The 18,794-nt window shown below is 71.5% G+C and carries 19 protein-coding genes and 1 tRNA gene; 9 read left to right on the forward strand and 11 right to left on the reverse strand.

The window, feature by feature from the left end; translation table 11 throughout:
- The first annotated feature begins 165 nt into the window (after positions 1-165).
- The 3 genes from ACLQ2X_RS14365 (at position 166) to ACLQ2X_RS14375 (ending at position 3,563) form a co-directional block, all read left to right on the forward strand.
- On the forward strand, positions 166-1,710 hold the full coding sequence (locus ACLQ2X_RS14365; protein ID WP_425681501.1) for an FAD-dependent oxidoreductase: 1,545 nt from the start codon (positions 166-168) through the stop codon (positions 1,708-1,710).
- Positions 1,711-1,764: 54 nt separating this feature from the next.
- Positions 1,765-2,907, forward strand: coding sequence for a hypothetical protein (locus ACLQ2X_RS14370; protein WP_425681502.1), 1,143 nt, complete (start codon positions 1,765-1,767; stop codon positions 2,905-2,907).
- A 215-nt stretch (positions 2,908-3,122) separates the two neighbouring features.
- Entirely contained in the window at positions 3,123-3,563 is a 441-nt protein-coding gene (locus ACLQ2X_RS14375; protein ID WP_425681503.1) for an HNH endonuclease, read from the forward strand.
- Positions 3,564-3,632: 69 nt separating this feature from the next.
- Here the strand turns inward: ACLQ2X_RS14375 and ACLQ2X_RS14380 are convergent, their stop codons facing one another.
- From ACLQ2X_RS14380 to ACLQ2X_RS14390, 3 genes are all read right to left on the reverse strand, one after another.
- A complete protein-coding gene (locus ACLQ2X_RS14380) occupies positions 3,633-4,181 on the reverse strand; it encodes a hypothetical protein (RefSeq protein WP_425681504.1) in 549 nt (182 codons plus the stop codon).
- A gap of 131 nt (positions 4,182-4,312) precedes the next feature.
- Positions 4,313-5,080: an enoyl-CoA hydratase/isomerase family protein gene (locus ACLQ2X_RS14385; RefSeq protein WP_425681505.1), complete on the reverse strand. Its 768-nt coding sequence runs from the start codon at positions 5,078-5,080 to the stop codon at positions 4,313-4,315.
- A 79-nt stretch (positions 5,081-5,159) separates the two neighbouring features.
- Positions 5,160-7,553: a M4 family metallopeptidase gene (locus ACLQ2X_RS14390; protein ID WP_425681506.1), complete on the reverse strand. Its 2,394-nt coding sequence runs from the start codon at positions 7,551-7,553 to the stop codon at positions 5,160-5,162.
- A gap of 172 nt (positions 7,554-7,725) precedes the next feature.
- On the opposite strand from ACLQ2X_RS14390, the gene ACLQ2X_RS14395 reads away from it, so the two are divergent.
- Together ACLQ2X_RS14395 and ACLQ2X_RS14400 are read left to right on the forward strand one after the other, a co-directional pair.
- On the forward strand, positions 7,726-8,175 hold the full coding sequence (locus ACLQ2X_RS14395; RefSeq protein ID WP_425681507.1) for a hypothetical protein: 450 nt from the start codon (positions 7,726-7,728) through the stop codon (positions 8,173-8,175).
- A gap of 75 nt (positions 8,176-8,250) precedes the next feature.
- On the forward strand, positions 8,251-8,907 hold the full coding sequence (locus tag ACLQ2X_RS14400; protein ID WP_425681508.1) for a type 1 glutamine amidotransferase domain-containing protein: 657 nt from the start codon (positions 8,251-8,253) through the stop codon (positions 8,905-8,907).
- 6 nt (positions 8,908-8,913) lie between these two features.
- Here ACLQ2X_RS14400 and ACLQ2X_RS14405 read toward each other — a convergent pair whose 3' ends face one another.
- The 5 genes from ACLQ2X_RS14405 to ACLQ2X_RS14425 all read right to left on the reverse strand — a co-directional run bounded on the left by ACLQ2X_RS14405 (position 8,914) and on the right by ACLQ2X_RS14425 (position 12,389).
- The gene (locus ACLQ2X_RS14405; protein ID WP_425681509.1) at positions 8,914-9,525 is read right to left on the reverse strand and encodes a histidine phosphatase family protein; all 612 of its coding nucleotides are present in this window, start codon (positions 9,523-9,525) and stop codon (positions 8,914-8,916) included.
- 45 nt (positions 9,526-9,570) lie between these two features.
- The gene (locus tag ACLQ2X_RS14410; protein WP_425681510.1) at positions 9,571-9,990 is read right to left on the reverse strand and encodes a VOC family protein; all 420 of its coding nucleotides are present in this window, start codon (positions 9,988-9,990) and stop codon (positions 9,571-9,573) included.
- A gap of 35 nt (positions 9,991-10,025) precedes the next feature.
- A complete protein-coding gene (locus tag ACLQ2X_RS14415) occupies positions 10,026-10,427 on the reverse strand; it encodes a helix-turn-helix domain-containing protein (RefSeq protein ID WP_425681511.1) in 402 nt (133 codons plus the stop codon).
- Positions 10,428-10,534: 107 nt separating this feature from the next.
- Positions 10,535-11,797 (reverse strand): glycosyltransferase, encoded by a 1,263-nt coding sequence (locus tag ACLQ2X_RS14420; RefSeq protein WP_425681512.1) that lies wholly within the window; start codon positions 11,795-11,797, stop codon positions 10,535-10,537.
- Between the two features lie 7 nt (positions 11,798-11,804).
- Positions 11,805-12,389, reverse strand: coding sequence for a tetratricopeptide repeat protein (locus ACLQ2X_RS14425; RefSeq protein WP_425681513.1), 585 nt, complete (start codon positions 12,387-12,389; stop codon positions 11,805-11,807).
- A gap of 420 nt (positions 12,390-12,809) precedes the next feature.
- On the opposite strand from ACLQ2X_RS14425, the gene ACLQ2X_RS14430 reads away from it, so the two are divergent.
- Both ACLQ2X_RS14430 and ACLQ2X_RS14435 read left to right on the forward strand, forming a co-directional pair.
- Positions 12,810-13,343 (forward strand): hypothetical protein, encoded by a 534-nt coding sequence (locus ACLQ2X_RS14430; protein WP_425681514.1) that lies wholly within the window; start codon positions 12,810-12,812, stop codon positions 13,341-13,343.
- Positions 13,344-13,351: 8 nt separating this feature from the next.
- Positions 13,352-13,780, forward strand: a complete 429-nt coding sequence (locus tag ACLQ2X_RS14435) for a tyrosine-type recombinase/integrase (RefSeq protein WP_425681515.1) — start codon at positions 13,352-13,354, stop codon at positions 13,778-13,780.
- Positions 13,781-13,853: 73 nt separating this feature from the next.
- Here the strand turns inward: ACLQ2X_RS14435 and ACLQ2X_RS14440 are convergent.
- Positions 13,854-13,930, reverse strand: a tRNA-Thr gene (locus ACLQ2X_RS14440).
- 365 nt (positions 13,931-14,295) lie between these two features.
- On the opposite strand from ACLQ2X_RS14440, the gene ACLQ2X_RS14445 reads away from it, so the two are divergent.
- Complete coding sequence (locus tag ACLQ2X_RS14445) at positions 14,296-15,387, forward strand: ABC transporter ATP-binding protein (protein ID WP_425681516.1); 1,092 nt, start codon at positions 14,296-14,298, stop codon at positions 15,385-15,387.
- 63 nt (positions 15,388-15,450) lie between these two features.
- Here ACLQ2X_RS14445 and rlmB read toward each other — a convergent pair whose 3' ends face one another.
- Together rlmB and cysS are read right to left on the reverse strand one after the other, a co-directional pair.
- The gene (rlmB, locus tag ACLQ2X_RS14450) at positions 15,451-16,566 is read right to left on the reverse strand and encodes a 23S rRNA (guanosine(2251)-2'-O)-methyltransferase RlmB (protein ID WP_425681517.1); all 1,116 of its coding nucleotides are present in this window, start codon (positions 16,564-16,566) and stop codon (positions 15,451-15,453) included.
- Entirely contained in the window at positions 16,566-17,981 is a 1,416-nt protein-coding gene (cysS, locus tag ACLQ2X_RS14455) for a cysteine--tRNA ligase (protein WP_425681518.1), read from the reverse strand. Before cysS ends, rlmB begins: the two co-directional genes overlap by 1 nt.
- A gap of 63 nt (positions 17,982-18,044) precedes the next feature.
- Between cysS and ACLQ2X_RS14460 the strand changes: the two genes are divergently transcribed.
- Entirely contained in the window at positions 18,045-18,692 is a 648-nt protein-coding gene (locus ACLQ2X_RS14460; RefSeq protein ID WP_425681519.1) for an IclR family transcriptional regulator, read from the forward strand.
- The last annotated feature ends 102 nt before the right edge of the window (positions 18,693-18,794 follow it).

Genomic DNA, 18,794 nt, shown 5'->3' on the forward strand with positions numbered 1-18,794 from the left:
CACCCTCGCGCCGGGCACGCGTGGGCACGCGGCGGCCGGGCACGCGGCACCTCGCGGCGACAGAGTGTCAAGAAGGGGCCCTTCCACATCCGTAGGCGTTAATAAGGGGCCCTTCCTTTCACCTCGGGCACACTGGGGGGGGACGGGTCGGCGGAAGGTGTGGGCGTGGGACTGTCGCAGATGGTGGGTCGGCTCATCGGCGTACGCGAGCATGTGGTGGACCCCGGCGGCGGTGGCACCGACCGCGTGCCGCGCCAGGTGCCGGCGCTCGTGGTGGGCGGCGGGATCGCCGGCATGTCGGCGGCGGTGGTGCTGGCCGAGCGCGGGGTGGCGGTGACCGTGCTGGAGGCCGCGCCGCACCTCGGTGGCCGGCTCGGCGCGTGGCCGGAGGAACTGTCCGACGGCGTCCAGCGCAACGAGCACGGCTTCCACGCGTTCTTCCGGCAGTACTGGAACTGGCGGTCGATCCTGCGTCGGGTGGACCCGTCGCTGGGTTTCCTCAAGCCGATCCCGGGCTATCCGATCCTGTCGACGCAGTGGCCGACCGAGGAGTTCGGCAAGCTGCCGCCGGCGCCGCCGGCCAACCTGCTGGCGTTGCTGCTGCGCAGTCCCAGCCTGCGTCTTGCGGATCTGCGGTCGATGGACCGGGACGCCGCGCTGCCGTTGCTCACCTACGACCCGGTACGCACCTATGCGGAGTTCGACGGGCGCACGGCCGACGAGTTGCTCACCTCGCTGCGGCTGCCGGACCGGGCGCGGGCGATGCTGTTCGAGGTCTTCTCGCACTCGTTCTTCAACCACGAGGCGGAGATGTCGGCGGCCGAGATGATCGCGCAGTTCCACTTCTATCTGCTGGGCAACCCGGAAGGGCTGGCGTTCGACTGTCCGGACGAGGACTACGCGACGGCGATCTGGGAGCCGCTGACCGGGCACGTGGAGAAGCACGGCGGCCGGGTGCTGACCGGCACCCCGGCGGCCCGGCTGGACCGTACCCCGGCGGGGTGGCGGGTGACCGGCGCGGACGGTGACGTCTGGGAGGCCCCGCACGTGGTGCTCGCGGTGGACCCGCCGGCCCTGGCCGCGCTGGTCGACGCCTCGCCGGGCCTGGGCGCGGCGGCGCCGGAGCTGGTGGCGCGGATGCCCGCGTTCGGTCGGCCCGGCCCGCCGTACGCGGTGGCGCGTTACTGGATGGACGGGGACGTGCGCCCGGACCGGGCGGTGTTCAGCGGTGTCTCCCGTCAGCCGACGCTGGATTCGGTGACGCTCTACCACCGGTTGGAGTCGGAGCCGCGCCGGTGGGCGGAGCGCACCGGCGGTTCGGTGGTGGAGTTGCACGCGTACGCCTGCGAGCCGGACGTGCCGGCCGACGAGTTGGCCGCGCGGATGCTACGGGAGTTGACCATGCTCTGGCCGGAGGTGGCGGAGCTGCGGGTACGCGAGTTGCGGGCCCGGGTCGAGGCGCAGGCTCCGGCGTTCACGCCGGGTAGCCACGCCGGCCGTCCGGGGGTACGCACCGACGCGGCGGGGCTCTATCTGGCCGGGGACGGGATCCGCACGGAGTTCCCGAGCGCGTTGATGGAGCGGTCGGCGGCTACCGGGATCATCGCCGCGAACCACATCCTGCGGGCGGAGGGCGCGGCGGCGGAGCCGGTGCGGTCCATCCGGCCCCGTGGCCTGCTCGCCGGTCGAACCCCACCGAAACGCCCTTAATCCGACAAAAGCGCCTTTACGCTCGACTGATCCGGTGATACGGGAGGTCGGGCGGTGGAGACCGCGACACGTGCCGAGGATCGGCGCGACGACGGGCACGGCACGCCGCGGGACGAACGGGCCGCGGTGGTCATCGCGCTGCGCCTCGGCTGGTCCATGGCGGACGCCTACCACCACGCTCAGCACGTCGACCTGGCCGCCACCCCCGACCGCCCGGCAGCCGCCCCGGCGAAGCTGTCCAACCTGACCGAGCTGGCCGGCCGGCACCGGCTCGGCATGTACCTCGACGGCGTGGACGTGGCGCTCACCCAGATCGCCCCGCTCACCGCGGCCGGCCGCACGCTGCCGTCCACCGCCGCCGCCCGGAACGCCGGCGACGTCGACCGGGAGCCGCTGCTGCACGCACTCGACGACCTCAACATCGAGGTGCTGCGCTGGACCATGGCCACCAACCACCGGGTCGGGGTGGCGTACCGGCTCGGCCGGTCGCTCGCCGACACGGTCCGCCGCGGCGACGCGGACCAGCTCGTCGGGCGGTTCGGCGGCCGGCACGTCCAGATCAGTCGGTGGCTCGACGAGTTGGCGAGCGTGCTGCCGCCGTACTCGGCTCCGGTGGTGCGCCGCTCGCTGGCCACCTGGGCGGCGGCGGTGGGCCGCGCCACGGTCGGCGACCCGGGCGAGGCCGGGCTCGCCGAACTGACCCGCGAGCTGCGTAACCAGGGCGACCTGTGGCAGGACGTGCTCACCGGCGGCCTGCACCCGCGTGACCTGCTGGACGAGGAGAACTGGGCGGTCGTGGCCCGCAACGTCATCATCCGGGACCGCAAACTGGTGGCGCAGGCCGCCCGGGGCGTCTTCTGGCCGGTGCTCGCACCCCTGCTGGTGGTCCTGCTGGCCGTGGTCGGGGTCAGCGCCGCCGCGGCGGCCGGCTCCCCCGCCACCCGGGCGGCGGTGGCGCTCGTCGGTCTCGGCGCCGGGCTGACCGCGCTGTGGCGGTCGATCTCCACCCCGACGCTGTCGGTGGCCGCCGAGGTGAACCGCCCCCTGCTGGACAGCGAGCTGGTGGTGCAGATGACCGCCCGGATCAACCGGCCGCTCACCGCCGCCCGGCGTGCCGGGCGGGCCGGACGGCAGCGCCCACCGTCGGAGGGCGGATCGAAATACGTTGCCGGCGTTTCCCGTATCGACCTACCGTGAGCGCGCAAGGTCAACCACCGCTCCGGGAGCCGTCCATGTCGCTGCGACACGTCACCACGTCGGTGTCGTGGCTGCTCGGCGACGGCTGCCGGGTGGCCGGACCACGGACCGCGAGGCCCGACTGACGCGCCCCGCGCGCCACGTCGACGCCGCCCGGTCCGCACGGACCGGGCGGCTTTGTCGTCCCGTACCACCGATCGTGAGAGGAGAGCCCGGTGGACGCCGTCCTCGTCGTCAACGCCGACCTCGGCCCGCTGCACCGGGTCACCGTCAAACACGCGGTCCGGATGCTCTGCCGCCGGGTCGCCGAGATCCACGAGGCCGAGCCGGACCGGGTGATCGGCGTCTTCCCGCTGCCGCGGGTGGTCCGCCTCGTCCGGTACGTGGTGACCCGCTGGCGGTTCACCACCGGCCCGGCCTGGTCCCGGGGCGGGGTGCTGGCGCGTGACCGTCGCCGGTGCGCCTACTGCGACGGCCCGGCCAGCACCATCGACCACGTCCTGCCCCGCTCCCGCGGTGGCCGGAACACCTGGGGGAACACCATCGCCGCCTGCTACGCGTGCAACCAGCGCAAGGGCGACCGGACCCCGGCCGAGGCGGGTATGCCGCTGCGCCGGGAGCCGGTGACGCCGAGCTGGGTCGCGCTGGCACGGTGACGGACGGCCGGCGGGCACAGGGGGCGGTGCCGGGGTACGCCCCGGCGCGGCGCCCGCCGGCCCCACCCCCTATCCGGCGGCGTGGCTGTCGGCGGCCGGTTCGGACGCGTGTCGCCGCAGGAACGCGGCACCCCGGTGGGCGTCGCGGTGGACCTGCCAGCCGACGAGCGCGAACAACACCGCCCCGCCACCGAAGACCGCCAGGAACAGCGGCGTGGTGACCCGCACCAACGCCTGGCCCACGTTGAGCACCACCAGGCCGACCGCCACGGACGCCCACCAGCCACCCTCGGCCATCGCGCGCGCGGCGACGGTGAGCGCCGACAGGTCGGTCTCCGGGCCCGGGGTGCCCCGCCGTACCTGCCGGGTCAGCCGGGACCGGTGGCGCATACCCATCGCCCACATCGGGGACCGTCGTTGGGATCGCAACAGTCCTCGCCGCGCGGCCCGGACGATGGCGGCCACCTCGATCACCAGCCCGAGGACGGTGAGGACGATGCCGGTGACCTGCGCCCACTGCGGCGGGCGTCCCCCGGTGCGGAACGACCAGTCCTGGTCGATCGCCAGCTCGACGACGAGCGCACCGACCACGGCGCCCACCAGCGGCACTCCGACCATGGCCGCACGGAACCGACGGCGTCCCCGCCGGATCGCGTGCTCCTGACCGTCCCCGCGACCGTCCATCCCGGACCCCCGTTCCCCGTCCCAGGCATCGACGTACCCGGTGGGGCGGGTCGGGTAACCAGCGGTCAGCGGGTAGCCGGCGGGGTCCAGCCGAAGCGCGGCGGCCGGCGCTCGTTGACCGCCGCCACCCCCTCGCGGGCCTCGCCGCTGTCCCGCACCTGGCCGTGCCACCAGGCGAGCCGGTCGGCGTCGGCACGCCCGTCGACGATCTCCTTGGCGGCGGTCACGGTCAGCCGGGAACGCTCGGCGATGGTGGCGGTCAACGCCGCCACCCGGGGGGCCAGCCCGCCGGTCGGCAGCACCTCGTCGACAAGTCCGATCCGCAGCGCCCGCTCGGCGTCGACCAGCTCACCGGTGAACAGCAGGTGCTTGGCCGCGGACGGCCCGACCAGCCCGACCAGCCGGCGGGTGGTCGGCGCCGGATAGACCAGGCCGAGCCGGGCCGGGGGTACGCCGAAGCGGGCGTCCGCCGCGGCCAGGCGCAGGTCGCAGGCGACGGCGAGCTGGCAGCCGCCGCCCACGCAGGCGCCTTCGATCGCGGCGACGGTGGGCCGGCCGAACGTGGCGAGCCGTTCCTCGGCGGCCACCGCGATGCTGCCGTCGCCCGCGGCCAGCAGCTCGTCCAGGTCCCCGAGGTCGGCGCCGGCGCAGAACGTGCCGCCCGCGCCGGTGAGCACCAGCACCCGTACCGCCGGGTCGGCCTCCAGGCCGTCGAGCAGCACCGGGAGCTGCCGCCACATGGCCGGGGTCATGGCGTTGCGCCGGGCCGGGTTGTGGATGACCACGGTCGCCACCGGGCCGTCCACCGTGACGGTCAGTTCCGCGTCGGACATGCCTGCGACCGTAACGGGCGGGGCCCGGTGGCCACCCGGGTGGGGTGGCCGCCGGGCCCCGCAGGGTCGGGCGATCAGGTCAGGAGACGTTGACCGCGGTGTCGTCGAGCACGAACGAGGTCTGCAGCGAGACGTCCTCGGTGCCGGTGAACTTCAGGGTGACGGTCTGCCCGGCGTACGCGGCCAGGGAGAACGACTTCTGGCTGTAGCCGGCCGCCTTGTTCAGGTTCGAGTAGGTCGCCAGCGTGGCCAGCACCGAGCCGGAGGAGTTGAGCACCTGCACGTTCAGCTTGTCGTACTGGACGCTGGTGGTGGTCTCCGCCGTGTCGATGTGCAGCCAGAAGGAGAAGGTGTACGCGGAGCAGCCGGCCGGCAGGCTCACCGACTGGGACAGCGTCTCGGTACGGGTGGTGCCGTAGCCGTTCATCCACGCGTTCCAGGTGCCGGTGCGGGTCGCCTGGCTGCTGCCGTGCTGGCCGATCACGCCGGAGGTGGCGGACCAGACGGTGTTGCCGGATTCGAAGCCGGGGTTGCCGAGCTTCTGGCCGGCGCCGGTGCAGCCGCCGCCGACGCTGCCGACGGTCAGCGTGTACGTGGCGGTCTTGGTGCCCGACGCGGCGCTGCCGGTGACCGTCACCGTGTAGGTGCCGGCGGGCGTGCCGGAGCCGGTGGCGATGGTGAGGGTGGCGGAGGCGCCCGAGGTCACCGAGGTGGGGCTGAACGACGCGGTGGCGCCGGTCGGCAGGCCGGACGCGGAGAACGTCACGGTCTGCGCGGCCCCGCTGGTGGTGGCGGTGGCGACGGTGGTGGAGACCGAGCCGCCCGCGGTCACCGAACCGGCGGTCGGGGAGAGCGAGACGGAGAAGTTGTTGCCGGTGGAGCTGCACGGCGCGTCGTTGCCGGCCACGTTCACCGCGGTCCACGCCGCCTGGACGGTCTTGTACTCGGTGGAGCAGTTGCCGTACAGGTCGGTGGCGGCCCGCAGGGTGTACGCGCGGGCGGTGTTCGCCGGGTTGCTGGTGTTGACGTACGAGGTGTTCGAGGTGAAGTACACGTCGAGCGCCCGGTACCAGATCTTCTCCGCCTTGGCGCGGCCGATGCCGGTGACGGCCGGGGCCGAGCCGCAGACCGGCGAGGTGCCGTACGAGGTGGCGCCGGTGCCCTCGGCGAGGTTGAAGAAGAAGTGGTTGCCGACGCCGGAGGAGTAGTGCACGTCCTTGTTCTTCGTGCTGGTGGACCAGCAGGAGTCGGACGAGCCGTCCAGCGACGGGTTGTACATGTAGCGCAGCGGCGTACCGTTGCCGTTGATGTTGATCTTCTCGCCGACCTGGTAGTCACCCGGGTCGCTCGGCGCGGCGGCGTAGAACTCGACCATGTTGCCGAAGATGTCGCTCGTGGACTCGTTGAGGCCACCGGACTCACCGGAGTAGACCAGCCCGGCCAGCGCCTCGGTGACGCCGTGGCTCATCTCGTGCCCGGCCACGTCCAGCGAGACCAGCGGGCGGGAGTTGCTCGAACCGTCGCCGTAGGTCATCTGGGCGCCGTCCCAGAACGCGTTGACGTAGTTGTTGCCGTAGTGCACCCGGCTCGGCACGCCCTGGCCGTTGCCGAAGATGCCGTTGCGGCCGTGGGTGTTCTTGAAGTAGTCGAACGTCTTGGCCGCGCCGAAGTGGGCGTCGACGGCGGCGGACTGCCGGTTGGAGGTGGTGCCGTTGCCCCAGGCGTTGTCCGCGTCGGTGAGCGTGGTGCAGGTCGAGGTGCCGTTGTTCATGTCGCACGTGCGGCCGTTGCCGCGCACCGGGTCGATCATCTGGTAGGTGCTGCCGTTGAGCGTCGTGTCGATGCTCACCGAGCCGGTGTAGATGCCCTGGCCGGTGCCGGCCACGGTCTCGATCTCGTCGTACGAGCCGATCACCTTGCCGGTGGTGGCGTCGGTGACGACGTGCAGCTTCGACGGCGTCTGCTTGTCCGCCTGCCAGCCGGTGGCGACGGTCTCCCAGGCGAGCCGGCCCTTGCCGGTGCTGGCGTCGACGAACAGCTCGGGCGCGCCGACCGAGGTGAGCGCGCCGGTGAACGCCTTGCGGGCGCTGGCCTTGGCCGCGTCCGCGGTCACCTTGGCGGTGGTGCCGAGGGTGAGCGGGGCGGAGAGACCGACCGACGTGCCGGTCAGCACCCCGTCAGCCGTGGTGTGGAGGACGAAGTCACCGCCGTACACCCGGAGGCCCTGGTAGGTGCGGCTGTAGCGGGTGTGTGCCGCTCCGGACGGGTCGACCTTGGTGCGGACAGCCTGGTACGCCTCACCGTTGACGCCCTGGACGGCGCCGGGGTTGGTCCGCAGCAGGCCGGCGGCCTGTGCCGCGGCGCTCTCGGGGCTGGGCGTACTGGGCGCGGCCGCTTGCGCCGAAGTGGTGACGCAGGCCAGCACGCCGCTGGTGAGCAGCGCTGCGCTGACGGCGGCGACGGATCTTTTCACGGGCCCTCCTGGAAGGCGGAAGTTGTGACGGGGGTAGTCACTGATGTAGATATAGCGATACATCGAGGGTCGTGAAAGAGGATGGCGACATCCTGTCGGAGACACTGACCGAACGGATGAGGAGGCAACCGTGGTCAGGAACCGGGTCGCCTTGTCGTGCGTCCGAACCGGTATGAGAGCAGCCCTCGCCGTCGTGATCACCGCCACCCTCCTCGTCCCGCTCGCCGGCTGTGCCCGCACCGACGCGCCGCCCGACACGACGGATGGACCCCAGCCGCTCGCCGGCGAGGTCGTGCTCGTGAAGTCGGGCGGCATCGCCGGGCTTACCGACACCGTCCGGGTCGAGCCGCAGGGTCAATGGACGAGGACCGACCGCGCCGGCGCCTCCCGGGAGGGACGGCTCGCCGAGGCGGAGTTCGCCCGGCTGCGTCAGCTCGCCGTCGACCCGCGCCTGGCCGCCGAGGCCGCTGTCACCGTCCCGGCCACCATGTGCGCCGACGCGTTCGCCTACCGGCTCACCGTCGCAGCGACAACGGTCACGTACGTGGACTGCCCGCCGCGGGCCACGCCGCCGCCCGCCACCGCCGAGGTGGTCGACCTGCTCGAACGCGCCACGAGCTGACCCGGCTTTCAAACCCGTCGCCGCTGTGACATCGGCCTATGGTCGGGACCGGCCGGCCAGGCCAGCATGGAAGGCATGACTCGTGCACTCATCGCCCTGACCAGCCACTCCCAGCTCGGCGGGACCGGCCGCTCGACCGGCTACTACGTCGGTGAGGCCGCCGAGCCGTGGGAGGTGTTCCGGGCCGCCGGATACGACGTCGACCTGGTGTCCGTGGCCGGCGGCGAGCCGCCGGTCGACGGCCGGGACGCGGACGACCGCACCCAGAACGACTTCCTCGCCACCGCCGGCGTGACGGACACCGCGAAGGCCGCCGACGTCGACCCGTCCCGGTACGACGTGATCCTCTTCGCCGGCGGCCACGGCACCATGTGGGACTTTCCCGACAATCCGGACCTGGCGCGCATCGCCCGCTCCGTCCACGAGCGCGGTGGTGTCGTCGCCGCCGTCTGCCACGGCCCGGCGGCGCTGGTGAACCTCACCCTCACCGACGGCTCCCGCCTGATCGCCGGCAAGCGGGTCGCCGGCTTCACCAACAGCGAGGAAGCCTCCGTCGGACTCACCGACGAGGTGCCATTCCTGCTCGCCGACAAGCTCATCGAGGCCGGCGCGCAGCACGTACCGGCCCCCGACTTCACCGAGCACGTGGTGGTCGACGGCCGCCTCGTCACCGGCCAGAACCCGCAGTCCGCCCGCGCCGTCGCCGACGCCGTGGTGAAGCTGCTCGCCTGAGCGTGCTCAGATCCGGTAGTCGTCCGGCAGGCCGGTCGCCCGCAGCTCCGGCGGCAGGTGGGCCACGTCGTTGAACGCGATGAGCCCCGGCGGGCCGCCCGAGCTGTAGCGGATCACGGTCAGCCCGCAGTTCTGCTGGTTCAGCCCGATCCACCGGTGCGCCGGCGCCTCCAGCGCGTGCAGCACCAGCCACGCGACCAGGAAGTTGTGGGTGACCACCAACTCGCGTACGTCGCCCTCGGCGGGGACGGTGGCGAACCGCGCCACCGCCTCCGCCGTCACGCGCGGCCCGTCGCGCCGCTCCCGCTCGGTGAACCCGGCCAGGAACTCCGCGTACCGCTCGGGTAGGCCGGCCGGGTCGGTGTCGTGCGGCATGTGGTCGCCCGCGCGGTCGTCCTCGCGTACCGGAACACCGGGCAACGCCGCCGCGACCAGCGCGGCGGTCTGCGCGGCCCGTCGGGCCGACCCATGGTGTACGGCTGCGAAGCGCGTGCCGCGCAGCCGCTCGCCCAGCAGCGTCGCCTGGCGCCGGCCACGCTCCGACAGTCCGGTGTCCGCCTCCTGGTCCGGACGGTCCTGCTCGCCGTGACGGACCAGGTAGAGCAGGCGGCTCGGCATCGACGGGCACCTCCACGGTCGGGAACCGCGAGAATAGCCCGCCGCTCAGGGGCGGGGGTGCATCTGGCCGACCCGGATCCGGTTGCCGAACGGGTCACGGATGCCGAAGTCGATCCCGTACGGCCGGTCCGTCGGCTCGTCGGTCACCTCCACGCCCTTCGCCACCAGATCCGCGTGCGTCTTGTGCGCGTCGTCGGTGGTGAAGAAGAGGAAGCCGCCGGTGGCTCCCTTGGTGAGCAGCTCCCGGACCTGCTCGGCGGTCTTCGGGTCCAGGGCCGGCGGGCCCGGCTTCTCCAGCAGGATCTCCCGGCCCGGGTCACCCGGCACGTTGACGGTGAGCCAGCGCATGAAGCCGAGATCCTGGTCGGTGCTGACCTCCAGGCCCAGCTTCCCGACATAGAAGTCGAGCGCCTCGTCCTGGTCGAGCACATAGATCTGGGAGCGGGAAGTCGAAGTCATCGTCATGCCGACGACGCTAGAGCAGCGGCCCGACCTGCTGCTTATCCAAAACTGCTCGGCCTGGTCCAGGACTTGGCGAAGCAGCTCGGGACGTCGGCCGGCGCGGCCTTGCGGTGCCGGTAGGCCGAGGGCGACTCACCCACGATGTCGCGGAAGGTCCGGCTGAACGTGCCGAGACTGCCGAAGCCGACCAGGTGGCAGATCTCGGTGACCGGCTCGTCGGTGCACACCAGCAGGTGCATGGCCCGTTCCACCCGGCGGCGTTGCAGGTAGCGGTGCGGCGTCTCGCCGAAGGTGGCCCGGAAGGTTCGGATGAAGTGCGCCTCGGAGACGTACGCGATCCGGGCCAGCGCGGCGATGTCCAGCGGCTGCGCGTACGCCCGGTCCATCGCGTCCCGGGCGCGCAGCATGGCCCGGTTGGACTCCTCGACGGCGCGGCTCATCGCGGTCACCCTACTGCGGACGACGCACGGTCAGGCTGCTCGTCAGATCCCGAGGTCCCTCGGTTGCCGCCGTGACCGGCAACGCTCGCCCCGCCGCGTGCCTCGGCTCACATCGTCAACAGTCCCCCGTTACGGGTCTCGTCCTTGACCGCGATCAGGTTCGCCACCACGTAGGGAATGTTGTGCGCCCGGTGGAAATCGGTCGGGAAGTACGTGGCGAGGCGGGACACCTGGAAGCGGCACTCGATCTCCGGGACGAAGCGCGCGTAAGCCTCATCGGTGAAGTACCAGAAGGCGTTCTCGTTGTAGAACGCGACGTGTGTCGGATCCTGGAACGCACCCCGGCCGTCGGTGCTCGGCGTCAGGGAGAGCAGCATTCCGTTCGGGGCGAGGACGCGATACAACTCGTTGAAGACAGCGATCTTGTCCGGCACATGCTCCAGGAAGTCGACCGCCCGGATCACACCGACGCTGTCGTCCGGCAGGTCGATCCCGTTGGTGACGTCGCAGACGATGTCCACGCCGTCCCCGGCCCGGCGGTCCAACCCGAGGAAACCCTCCGGCTTGTTGTGCGCCGAGCCCATGTCCAGCGCCAGCAGGCCCCGTCGCTTGGCCCAGGCCAGCGCGTTGAACTGGATGTTCCGGTCATAGATCTCCACCGACCGGCGTTGGATGCGCGCGTTGGCCTCCGGATCGCGCTGGGTGTTCCGAGAGTGCATCCGCTGCAGGTAGAGACACCTCGGGATGTGGTGGAAATCGGCCACCTGGTACAGCCGGCACATCAGATCCAGGTCGTCGGCCACGTCGAGTGACTCGTCGTATCCGCCGACCTTCTCGTACACGTCCCGGCGGAACGCCCGGACGTGGTTCGGCGCGTACCAGATGTAGCTCACGTTGTGCGGAGTCGGCGCCAGCGAGTGGCACGCCAGCACCTCGCGGCCGTCGACCCGCTCGTCCCGGTAGCGCCAGCCGTGGGAAACGGCGAAGCGCGAGTCGTCCCGGCCGCCGTCCTCGCCGATCTGGGCGGTGTCGCTGTAGACGAAACCCACTTCCGGGTACGCCTCGAAGGCCGCGACGATCTCCGCCAGGCAGTCACTGCTGAGCAGATCGTCGTCGTCGAACTCGACGAGGATGTCCCCGTACGCCTCGGCGCAGGCATGCCGCTTCACGGCACCGACGCCGGTCAGTCCGTCCCGCACCACGAGGCGGATCCGCGGATCGTTGACCTCGGGGCGCCACCGGTTGCCCTGGTTGAGAAGGACCACCCATTCCCAGTCCGAATAGGTCTGCGCCAACAACGACCGCAGGCATTCGTCCAGGAAACGGGTCCGGTAACTACCCGTGAAAACAGTGACGTGCGGCGCCTTCACCAACGAGTCACCTCGCCGGCTTCCGTGGCCGGTACTTGGCGGGCACCGCCGAGGCCAGGCTCCCGTCGGCCGCGACCGCCGACGTGAACGCCGCCCGGGCCCCCTTCTGGTCCTCCCGCCTGTCGAGCATCACCCCGAGCCGCAGGTAAGCCGTGGAGGCCGCCTTGTCGGCGTCGACGATCTTCCGGTACAGCGCGAGCGCCTCGTCCGGCTTCTCCGCCTCCAGCAGGAGGGCCTTGTTGAACATGGCCGGCCGGTAGGAGCCGTCGATCTCCAGGGCCTTGTCGTAGTTGGTGACCGCCTCGGACCCCAGACCACGGGACTGGGCGAGGTAGCCGAGGTTGAACCAGGCGAACTTGTTGTCGGCCTGTAGCGACAGCACTTTCTCGAAGGTCTTCTTCGCCTCGTCGGCCTGACCCGCCTGCCCCTGCTGGACACCCTGCTGGAGCAACTCCGCAGGCGTCTGCGGCGCTTGCGACTGCTTGTCCGGGGCCTTGGAAGGGTTGGACGCCGCCGGGCGCTCCTTAGGACCGTCGCTGCACGCCGCCGTGCCCGCGAGCAGCACCGCCCCACACGCGAGAGAGCCGAACATCTGTTGCATCTTCACTGTCATCCCCTTTCTGTCGATCGCCTTCGTCGTACACATCACGGTGTGACGTCCGCACAGACGACGTAGATGATGTTGCCGGAGGTCGAGAACTGGAACTGCCACCCGCCAACAACGCCTCACCTTCAACACACCCGACTAACAGCAATGTGAAACGCGCTCTAAGACCGAGATCATGCGCTGCCTGAAGCGTTACATCGCCCGCGACGCCTATCGGATGCTCACCGCTGACCGACCGGGCAGCGCCTCATTCGCCAGCGGCTGGCCGTCCTTCGATGGATGAGCAGCCTCCCACCTGACAAGGGCCACTACTCGCTTCGCCGGGAGGACATCTTTCAGGGCGGTGACCTTTACGTGACAACCGCCGCCGACGCCCGCCAGACCGGTGGCTAGAGAATGAGGGCTATGCCCTTGACCGACTCCGTCCGTCAGATCGCCGCAGTTCTGGGGCGCCTTGCGCCGCCGTACGGGCCGCTGGAGCTGCCACCGCCGGTCTCGCTAGACGAGCCACTCGACGACATCGCTCCCGGTTACGCCGAGTTCCTCCGCCTCGCTGACGGGGCTACATGCGGGAGCACCGGCGACGTCCGGCTGTGGTCCGCACACTCCGTGCGCCAGACGCCGTGGATGGCTGATGACCTGCCAGGCGGTGATGCGCGCTGGTGCGCGGTCGCGGACGTCCTGGAGAATCCTGTCTTCGTTGAGCGTACAACCGGCGAGGTGTGGTGGTTCTCCGACCTGAACATCGTCTGGTATACCGACAGCGAACTCGCCAGTTTCGCCAAGCTGGCCGACGACGTTGCCGGGTTCATCGATTACCTCGTCCTCGGTCCTGGGTACGTCCAGCACCTTTCGAGCGGGCGAGATGACCCGTGGCTGCAGGCGCTGTCAAGCAGAGAGGTACGCCAGCAAGGGCGGGTCTGCTGCACCGATAGGTGACATCTGAGATGGCTTGCCCTGTGGGCGGGCTGGACGCCAAGACCGAGGATTCCGAGGCGGTGTTGCCGCTGCCCGAGGTCACCTGGCTGAGCCTGATGGAGCACCAGGAGCGTCAGCAGGCAGAGCGGGCCGGTCTCGCCGAGGTCTGGGAGGATCACCACCTGGTCTTCCCCTCCGAGCGCGGCACTCCGATGGAGCCCACCAACCTCAGCCGATCATTCGCCCGGCTGCGTGAGACCGCCGGCCTGCTCGGTGTCCGGCTGCACGACCTCCGGCACACGGTGGTGTCGCTGCCGATGGAGCTGGGCGTCCCTCCGCACGTCGTGCAGGCCATCGCCCGGCACGCCGACGTCGAGGTCACGCTGAAGGTCTACGCCCACGCCAACCTAGACGCGATGCGTCAGGCGCTCGGCAAGCTCGACGGGCGGCTGTCGTGACCGTCGCTGCTGTCAGCGTTGCTGTCATCCGGCCGGATCGCGGCGGCTGCCGCCGCGAAATGGCTGATGGAATTGGAGCCCCCGGCCGGGATCGAACCGGCGACATCTCGCTTACAAGGCGAGTGCTCTGGCCAGCTGAGCTACAGGGGCGGGTGTAACCGCGCCCAGCATAGCGACTGGCCTCCGGAAATCCCGCCTGGCAGGGTTTCCGAGCACCGAAAACGTCAGCTTCCCGACCGGTGACGATGCCGGATCGTCGCCGAGCGCGCACCGAGTGAGGGAGATTGATGCCTGACCGTGCCTCGGTGTCCGTTATGCCTATGCCGCCGGTCCCACCCACCGCTCCACGTCTTGGCACGATCGCGAAAGCCGTTTACCGTGCAGTGACACGGACGACACTCCGGCCGGCCCCGGCTGCCCTGAGCGACGACCTGTTGGCCGGCGCCTCGGGCGCCGGTCGCTCCTTCACTCGGATCGTCCGGCACGTTCCTGCCGGTGAAAGGAAGCGCTCCATCATGGCTACGGTCACCTACTCGAAGGCGTCCCGGATCTATCCGGGCACCGAGCGTCCCGCCGTCAACCAGCTCGACCTGGAGATCGGTGACGGGGAGTTCCTCGTCCTGGTCGGCCCGTCCGGCTGCGGCAAGTCCACCAGCCTGCGGATGCTCGCCGGCCTGGAGGACGTCGACGACGGCGCGATCTACATCGACGACCGGGATGTCACCCACCTCCCGCCGAAGGCCCGCGACATCGCGATGGTCTTCCAGAACTACGCCCTCTACCCGCACATGACGGTGTACGAGAACATGGCGTTCGCCCTCAAGCTGCGCAAGACCTCGAAGTCGGAGATCGACCGGCGGGTCAAGGAAGCGGCCGCGCTGCTCCAGCTGGAGGACTTCCTCAGCCGTAAGCCGAAGGCGCTCTCCGGCGGTCAGCGTCAGCGTGTCGCCATGGGCCGGGCGATCGTCCGGGAGCCGCAGGTCTTCCTCATGGACGAGCCGCTGTCGAACCTCGACGCGAAGCTGCGTGTGCAGACCCGTACCCAGATCGCCTCGTTGCAGGCGAAGCTGGGCGTCACCACCGTCTACGTCACCCACGACCAGGTCGAGGCCATGACCATGGGCCACCGGGTGGCGGTCATGCTCGACGGCGTGCTCCAGCAGGTGGACACCCCGCGTACGCTCTACGACGCCCCGGCCAACGTCTTCGTCGCCGGCTTCATGGGCTCCCCCGCCATGAACATCAAGACGGTGAAGCTGACCGACCAGGGCGGCGCGTTCGCCGAGATGATCATCCCGCTGAGCCGCGAGCAGGTCGAGGCGGCCCGCGCCGAGGGCGGCGACGGCAAGGTCACCGTCGGCTTCCGGCCGGAGGACTGCGACCTGGTCAGCCCGTCCGAGGGCGGCATGCCGGTCGTGGTCGAGCTGGTCGAGGACCTGGGCTCCGACGCCAACGTCTACGGCCACGCCGCGCTTGAGGGCCACAACGAGCGGTTCGTGGTCCGCACCGACCGCCGCAACATGCCGACCATGGGCGACACCGTGTTCGTCAAGCCGCGTACCGGCAGCAGCCACGTCTTCCACTCGGCCACCGGCCAGCGAATCTGACGTACGCGAGAAAAAGGGGCGGTCCGCCGTGGCGGACCGCCCCTTTTCCGTTGCTTCCTCCGGTCAGGCCTCGACGGCCCGGCGGCGGGCCACCTCGGCGAGCGTGACCGCGGCGGCGACGCTGGCGTTGAGCGACTCCACGTCGGAGACCATCGGGATGCTGACGGTCAGGTCGCAGGTCTCCCCGACCAGCCGGGACAGCCCGCGCCCTTCCGAGCCGACCACCACGACCAACGGGCCGACCGCGGCCTCCAGGTCGTACAGGTCGGTCTGCCCGTCGGCGTCCAGGCCGACCACGATGAAGCCGGCCTCCTTGCACGCCTTCAACGACCGGGTCAGGTTGGTGACCTGGGCGACCGGCACGCGTGCGGCCGCACCGGCGCTGGTCCGCCAGGCGGTCGCGGTGATCCCGGCGGCTCGCCGCTCGGGCACGAAGACACCCTGCGCGCCGAACGCGGCGGCCGATCGGATAACCGCGCCGAGGTTGCGCGGGTCGGTGACCCCGTCCAACGCGACGAGCAGCGGGGCGGCCTGTTCCAGCGCGGCGGCGACCAGGTCCTCGAACGGCTCGTAGGCGAACGGCGGCACCTGGAGGCCGACGCCCTGGTGCAGCACCCCGCCGGTCATCCGGTCCAGCTCGGCGCGGCTGACCTCCAGGATCGCGATGCCCCGGTCGGCGGCGGTGCGGATGATCTCCTTGATCCGGTCGTCGACGTCGATGCCCTGCGCGGTGTAGAGCGCGGTCGCCGGCACCTGCGTGCGCAGCGACTCCAGCACCGGGTTGCGCCCGACAAGCAGTTCCGGGCTGTCCTTCGCCGGGTTCGCCTTGCGGCCCGGCGCGACCCGCGGGCCGCCGCGCCCACCGGGCTTGCCCTTGCCGCCCTTGAGCGGCACGCCGGCCCGACTGCCCTTGCCCCAGGTGGTGTCCTTGGTACCCGGCTGGCCGATCTTGGGCGGGCGTCCCTCCTCGGCGGCGGAGCGGCGCTCCTTGTCCTGCTTCCAGGCGGTGCGCTGGGGCAGCTTCTCGGTGCCCGAGTACGCCTTGTGCCAGGGCCGCTCGTCCGCCGGCAGGGTGCGGCCCCGCCCGGCGAGGGAATCCTTGTTCTTGCCACCGGTGCCCTTGGGGGCACCCGACTTCGGCGTCAGTCGCCGGCCACGGCGCTGCGAGTTGCCGGCCATCAGTCCTGCTCTCCAATAGTCCAACGCGGGCCCTGGGGGGTGTCCTCGACGACCACGCCGGCCTGCTTGAGCTGGTCGCGTACCGCGTCGGCCGCGGCCCAGTCCTTGCGGCTGCGGGCCTGCGCGCGCTGCTCCAGGGCGAGCGCGACCAGGGAGTCCACCACGCCGCGCAGGTCGTCGGTACTGCCGCCGCCGGTCCAGGCCGGGTCCAGGGGGTCGACGCCGAGGATATCCAGCATGCCCCGGACGGCGGCGAGCGTCGTGCGGACGGTCACATCGTCACCGGCGGTCAGCGCCGAGTTTCCGTCACGGACCACCTCGTGCAGCACCGCCAGCGCCGCCGAGGTGTTCAGGTCGTCGTCCATCGCGGCCGCGAAACCGGCCGGCAGGTCACCGGGCCGGCCGGCGCCGATCCGCTCGGCCGCCCGCTGCACGAAACCCTCGATCCGCCGGTACGCGACCGCGGCCTCCCGCAGCGCGTCCTCCGAGTAGTCGATGCGGGAGCGGTAGTGCGCGGCGGCGTAGTAGTAGCGCAGCTCGACCGGGCGGACCCCGAGCGAGGCCACGTAGTCGAGGTCGAGCGTGTTGCCCAGCGACTTGCCCATCTTGGTGCCGCCGATGCCGAGCAGGCCGTGGTGCACCCAGTAGCGGGCGAACGGCAGATCGGCGGCCTGCGACTGGGCGATCTCGTTCTCGTGGTGCGGGAACGTCAGGTCGAGCCCGCCGCCGTGGATGTCGAACTCGGGGCCCAGGTAGCGCCAGCACATGGCCGAGCACTCGATGTGCCAGCCGGGCCGGCCCCGGCCCCACGGCGACGGCCAGTAGGCGTCGGCCGGCTCGTCCGGCTTGGCGCCCTTCCAGAGCGCGAAGTCGCGCGGGTCCCGCTTGCCCCGGTCGGGGGCGTCGCCGGCCGGTTGCATGTCCCCCGGGGACTGGCCGGACAGCGAGCCGTACGCCGGCCAGGAGGCCACGTCGAAGTAGACGTCGCCGGAGCCGTCGGTGGCCGGGTAGGCGTGCCCGGTCTCGATCAGCCGGGCGATCAGCTCGTGCATCTCCGGGACATGCCCGGTGGCCCGCGGCTCGTAGGTCGGCGGGAGCACGTTCAACGCCCGGTAGGAGGCGGCCAGGATCTGCTCGTTGTCGTAGGCGATCGACCAGAACGGCCGCCCCTGCTCCACCGCCTTGGCCAGCACCTTGTCGTCGATGTCGGTCAGGTTGCGGATGAACGTGACCTCGAAACCGTTGGCGAGCAGCCAGCGGCGCAACACGTCGTAGTTGACGCCGGAGCGAAGGTGACCGATGTGCGGCGGGGCCTGCAGCGTGAGACCACACAGGTAGACCCCCACCTTGCCGGCTTCCCGCGGGACGAAGTCCCGCACCGATCGGGTGGCGGTGTCGTACAGGCGTAGCGTCACCTCCCAAGGGTAGCCGTCCGCGCATGTCGAGGTTGGCCGGAGCCTGGTCGTACGCTGCGTGCTGTGGACACGGCGGCACGACCGGGAGAAACGGCGCAGACCCTGGACCGCGGCCTGCGCCTGCTGCACCTCGTCGCGGACGCGCCGGGCGGGCTCACCGTCACCGAGGCGGCGCACCGGCTGGGCATCGGCCGGGCGGCGGTCTACCGGCTGGTCGGCGCGCTGACCGGCCACGGCATGCTCCGCCGCGACGGCGAGGGCCGCCTGCGCATCGGCATGGGGGTGCTGCACCTGGCCCGCCGGGCCCAGCCCCTGCTCGCCGAGGGGGCGCTGCCCGCTCTCCGCCGGCTCGCCGAGGCCACCGGCGCCACCGCCCACCTGACCGTGGTCGAGGGCGGCGAGGGGGTGGCGCTGGCCGTGGTCGAGCCGAGCTGGACCGCCTTCCACGTGGCCTACCGGAGCGGCTCCCGGCATCCGCTGGAGCGGGGGGCCGCGGGCCGGGCCGTGCTGGCCGGGCGGGCCGGCGACCCGGGGCCGGTGAGCACCAGCGGGGAGCTCCAGTCCGGCGCGTACGGGGTGGCCGCGCCGGTGCTGGGCGTGCCCGGCCTGGAGGGGAGCGTAGGTGTGGTCTCGCTGACCCCGCTCGACGTGGCCGACGTCGGCGCCCGGGTCACCGCCGCCGCCGAGGCGGTCGCCGCCGCCCTGTCCTGAGCGGCCCGCCCGGCTCGCCGCACGCACGCACGCACGCCGGAAGCCCTAGCACATCGGCGCCGCGGCGCGGCGGTTGTCCACAGGTGCGCCGGACGACGCCCG

This window comes from Micromonospora sp. DT31 (genome assembly GCF_049841795.1).
GTDB lineage: Bacteria > Actinomycetota > Actinomycetes > Mycobacteriales > Micromonosporaceae > Micromonospora.